Source organism: Slackia sp. (assembly GCF_977041755.1).
In genome coordinates, this window is the sequence record NZ_CDRRGL010000164.1 from 1 (window position 1) to 3,770 (window position 3,770).

5 protein-coding genes are annotated in these 3,770 nt (G+C 56.4%); all 5 read right to left on the reverse strand.

The window, feature by feature from the left end; all coding sequences use genetic code 11:
• On the reverse strand, positions 1–610 hold a 610-nt coding region (locus ACWI8T_RS08915), incomplete at its 3' end, for a preprotein translocase subunit SecY (protein WP_449138688.1).
• On the reverse strand, positions 604–1,053 hold the full coding sequence (gene rplO / locus ACWI8T_RS08920; protein ID WP_114614855.1) for a 50S ribosomal protein L15: 450 nt from the start codon (positions 1,051–1,053) through the stop codon (positions 604–606). The genes rplO and ACWI8T_RS08915, both read right to left, overlap by 7 nt.
• A 454-nt stretch (positions 1,054–1,507) precedes the next feature.
• Positions 1,508–2,815 (reverse strand): dicarboxylate/amino acid:cation symporter, encoded by a 1,308-nt coding sequence (locus ACWI8T_RS08925; protein ID WP_419074196.1) that lies wholly within the window; start codon positions 2,813–2,815, stop codon positions 1,508–1,510.
• A 217-nt stretch (positions 2,816–3,032) separates the two neighbouring features.
• A complete protein-coding gene (rpmD, locus tag ACWI8T_RS08930) occupies positions 3,033–3,221 on the reverse strand; it encodes a 50S ribosomal protein L30 (protein WP_123218660.1) in 189 nt (62 codons plus the stop codon).
• 2 nt (positions 3,222–3,223) lie between these two features.
• A complete protein-coding gene (gene rpsE / locus ACWI8T_RS08935) occupies positions 3,224–3,763 on the reverse strand; it encodes a 30S ribosomal protein S5 (protein ID WP_114614853.1) in 540 nt (179 codons plus the stop codon).
• Between the last annotated feature and the right edge of the window lie 7 nt (positions 3,764–3,770).

The window sequence follows — 3,770 nt, forward strand, 5'->3', positions numbered from 1 at the left end:
GGTTCACGCTGCTGAAAATAGCCGCGGGAACGCGAGAGACGATGGACACGAAGATGATGAGCGACATGCCGTTGCCAATGCCGCGCTGCGTGATGAGCTCGCCCATCCACATGATGAACGCGGTACCTGCAACGAGCGTGAAGACGACGATGATGTCGGTGAGGATCTCGGGGACCTCGCTCGTGAACACCACACCGTAAGCGGAGCTCTTGAACAGGAAGAGGTAGCCGACAGCGTTAATCAAGCCAAGGCCCAGCGTCAGAAAACGCGTGACCTGGGTGATCTTGCGGCGACCGGTTTCTCCCTCTTTCGCCCAGCGACCCACAGCGGGAATGACGCCCTGCATCAGCTGCATGATAATGGATGCCGTGATGTAAGGCATGATGCCCAGCGAGAACACCGAGAAGTTCGACAGCGCGCCGCCCGTGAACAGGTCGAGCATGGTCATGCTCACGCCGCTCGCGGCAAAAGCGTCTGAGAACTCTTTAAAGGGGATGCCAGGCACCGGCACGTACGCGCCGAAGCGGTACAGCGCCAAGATGCCCAAGGTGAACAGAATCTTCTTGCGAAGCTCCGGCACCTTGAATGCATCAATGATGGACGTTAGCAAGACTGCTCGACCTTTCCTCCGGCCGCCTCGATCTTGGCGACAGCAGCAGCAGAAATTTTGTCAACCTTGATGGTGAGCGGCTTGGTGATTTCGCCACCAGCAAGAACCTTGACGGGGGTGTCGAGCTTCTTGATGATACCCTTAGCCTTCAGAGACTCGGCGTCGACGACGTCGCCAGCCTCAAACTTGCGCTCGAGACGAGAAACGTTGACGGCAGCGTACTCAACGCGGTTGAAGTTGCGGAAGCCAGGGAGCTTCGGGAGGCGCATAGCCAGCGGAGTCTGGCCACCCTCGAAGCCAGGGCGCTTGCCGCCGCCGGAGCGGGACAGCTGACCATTCATACCACGGCCGGCAGTTTTGCCATGGCCAGAAGCAGGACCGCGGCCAACGCGCTTACGGTTTTTAGTAGAGCCCTCTGCGGGCACCAGGTCTTTAATCTCCATGATGGATCCTTTCGCTTTTCGGGCGGGAGACTTCCCCGCCTTCGCCGGCAGCTCGCTCGCCGGCAAACTACATTACCGCTTGCGGGCATACTACGCCCAAAACGCAAGCTTTCAAAGAATACAAGAAAAGAGCCGCCTGTACAAGCCGGACGACTCTTCAATTCATAGGTTCTGCACCCGTGAGGTTGTCGCACGGAGCACGTCAGCCGGAACCGTTTGGGGCGGGGCCGTCTCTGACCGCGCTCGATGAAAATATCCCACACACGAATTCGCAAACCAGGCGAAAGAAACGAGCGGAAGCCGGTCCGGCATTCTTCAAGACCCTCTGATCTTCAAATATGCTCTTCCTTCTAAAATGAAGCGAAGGAGCGAGGCGCATAGCGAGCCGAAGGCGAGCGGTAGCCGAGCGCGGTCTTGGGAATGCCGGACCGGCTTCCGCTCGCGGAGGCTTTGCCTACGCCGCCTTCACGGCCTTGCGCTCGGCCTTGCGACGCTCCATGGCGTCAACGCACACGGCACAACTCTGGTCGCCTGTGATGTTGACGGTAGTGCGCATCATGTCGAGGATGCGATCGACGCCCGCGACAAGCGCAATGCCCTCGACCGGCAAACCGACCGATTGCAGCACCATGGCGAGCATGATCATGCCAGAGCCGGGAACGCCAGCGGTACCAATAGATGCGAGCACAGCGGTAAGCACAATGGTGAACTGTTGGCCGATAGTCAAATCGATGCCGAACACCTGCGCGATGAAGATGGAGCACACGCCCATGTAAATCGAGGTGCCGTCCATGTTGATGGTGGCGCCAAGCGGCAAAACGAAGCTCGAGACCTCATTGGAAACGCCAAGCTTCTTGGAGCACTCCATATTCACAGGCAGCGTACCAACCGAGGAAGCAGAAGCAAACGCGAACACCATAGCCGACATTTGGTCTTTGAAGAAACGGACGGGGCTCACGTTGGCGAGAATCTTCACCAGTCCAGAGTACACAATCACCATATGAAGAATCATAGCGAGATATGCAACCACAATCAGCTTCAGCAGCGGCAGCAAAATATCGGGGCCGTTGCTCGCAATGACGGGCGTGATGAGGCCGAAAACACCGAAGGGGGCAAAGCAGATGATGCCATGCATAATCTTGATGCACACTTCGCTCATGCTGTTCACGAGATCGGCGACGGGCTGGGCTTTCTTGCCCGCAGCCATAATGCCGAAGCCGAAGACAAGGGCAATCACGATTACCTGCAGCATCGTAGCGTCGGCCATAGGCTGAATGACATTTGCGGGGAAAATGTTCACAATCGTGTCAATGAACGAGGGGGCTTCTTTCGCTTCATACGAAAGCTCCCCGGCAGGCAGGCTATACCCGCCGCCAACGTTGAGGACATTCGCCATAACCAAGCCAATGATAATGGCGAATGCCGTTGTGGCGAGGTAGTAGACGATCGTTTTGCCGCCGATAGCACCAACGCGCTTGATGTCAGAAAGCGAAATCACGCCAGCAGTCATCGTGAAAATGACCAACGGAACGACGATCATCTTAATGAGGTTCAAGAAAATCGTGCCAAGTGGCTTGATGTACGTGGTGGCAAATTCAGCATTGCCCTGAAGCGCAATACCAGTCACAACGCCCAAAGCCAACGCAATAAAGATCCACGTGGTGAGCGAGAGCCGCTTATACCAGGGCAAATCCTTCTTCGATTCAGATACTTCGTCGAAGTCATGCTTGGCTTCTTTGCCAAGATCGCTCAATTGCGACACTGGTCTCCCCTTTCGATGCAGGAATAGATCCGATTGATGTGTCCTCGCTGCATTTTCCATGAAGCGAGGACACATCAATGCGCAAAGAATTGTAGTCGATGCGACACCTACCGCGTATTCACAACCGTTCACCGTCGGCAAGCGAAACAATTTCGAAACATATACACAAAAAGCCCGCTGCGAACAGCGGGCTTTCGGTTCGATAATCGAAGAGGACTTAGTCCTCAACAACCTCAACGAGGTGCTTGACCTTGAAGATCATGCCACGGATGGACGGCGTATCAGCCTGCTCAACCGTACGGCCGATTTTGCCAAGGCCCAGAGCCTTCAGGGTTTTACCCTGGTCGGCCGGACGGCCGATCTGGGAGCGAACCTGGGTGATGTGAAGAGTCTTCGCTTCAGCCATGATTACGCCTCCTTCTTCTCGGACCAGCCATAGATCTGGCCAACAGTCATGTTGCGGCGCTCAGCAACCTCGGTGGGAGCAGAGAGCTCCTTGAGGCCCTCGGCAGCAGCCTTCACGATGTTCATCGCGTTGGAGGAGCCCAGGGACTTGCCGAACACGTTCTTGAAGCCAGCGAGCTCAAGCAGAGCACGAACCGGGCCACCGGCGATGATACCGGTACCAGGGGCAGCAGGCTTGAGGTAAACGCGGCCCGCGCCAAACTCGCCCATGATGTCGTGCGGAAGAGTACGGTCTTCGTTCATAGGAACTTCGAACATATTCTTCTTGGCATCTTCGATGCCCTTCTTAATAGCGATAGGCACTTCCTGAGACTTGCCCATGCCAACGCCGACATGGCCTTCGCCGTCGCCGACGACAACGAGAGCCGTCAGACCGAAACGGCGGCCGCCCTTGACGACCTTGGAAACGCGGTTGATGTAGACCACGCGCTCCTGAAGCTCAGGAACGGCGGACTGCTTCTTTTCTTCTTTGCGAGGAGTCATATCCAAA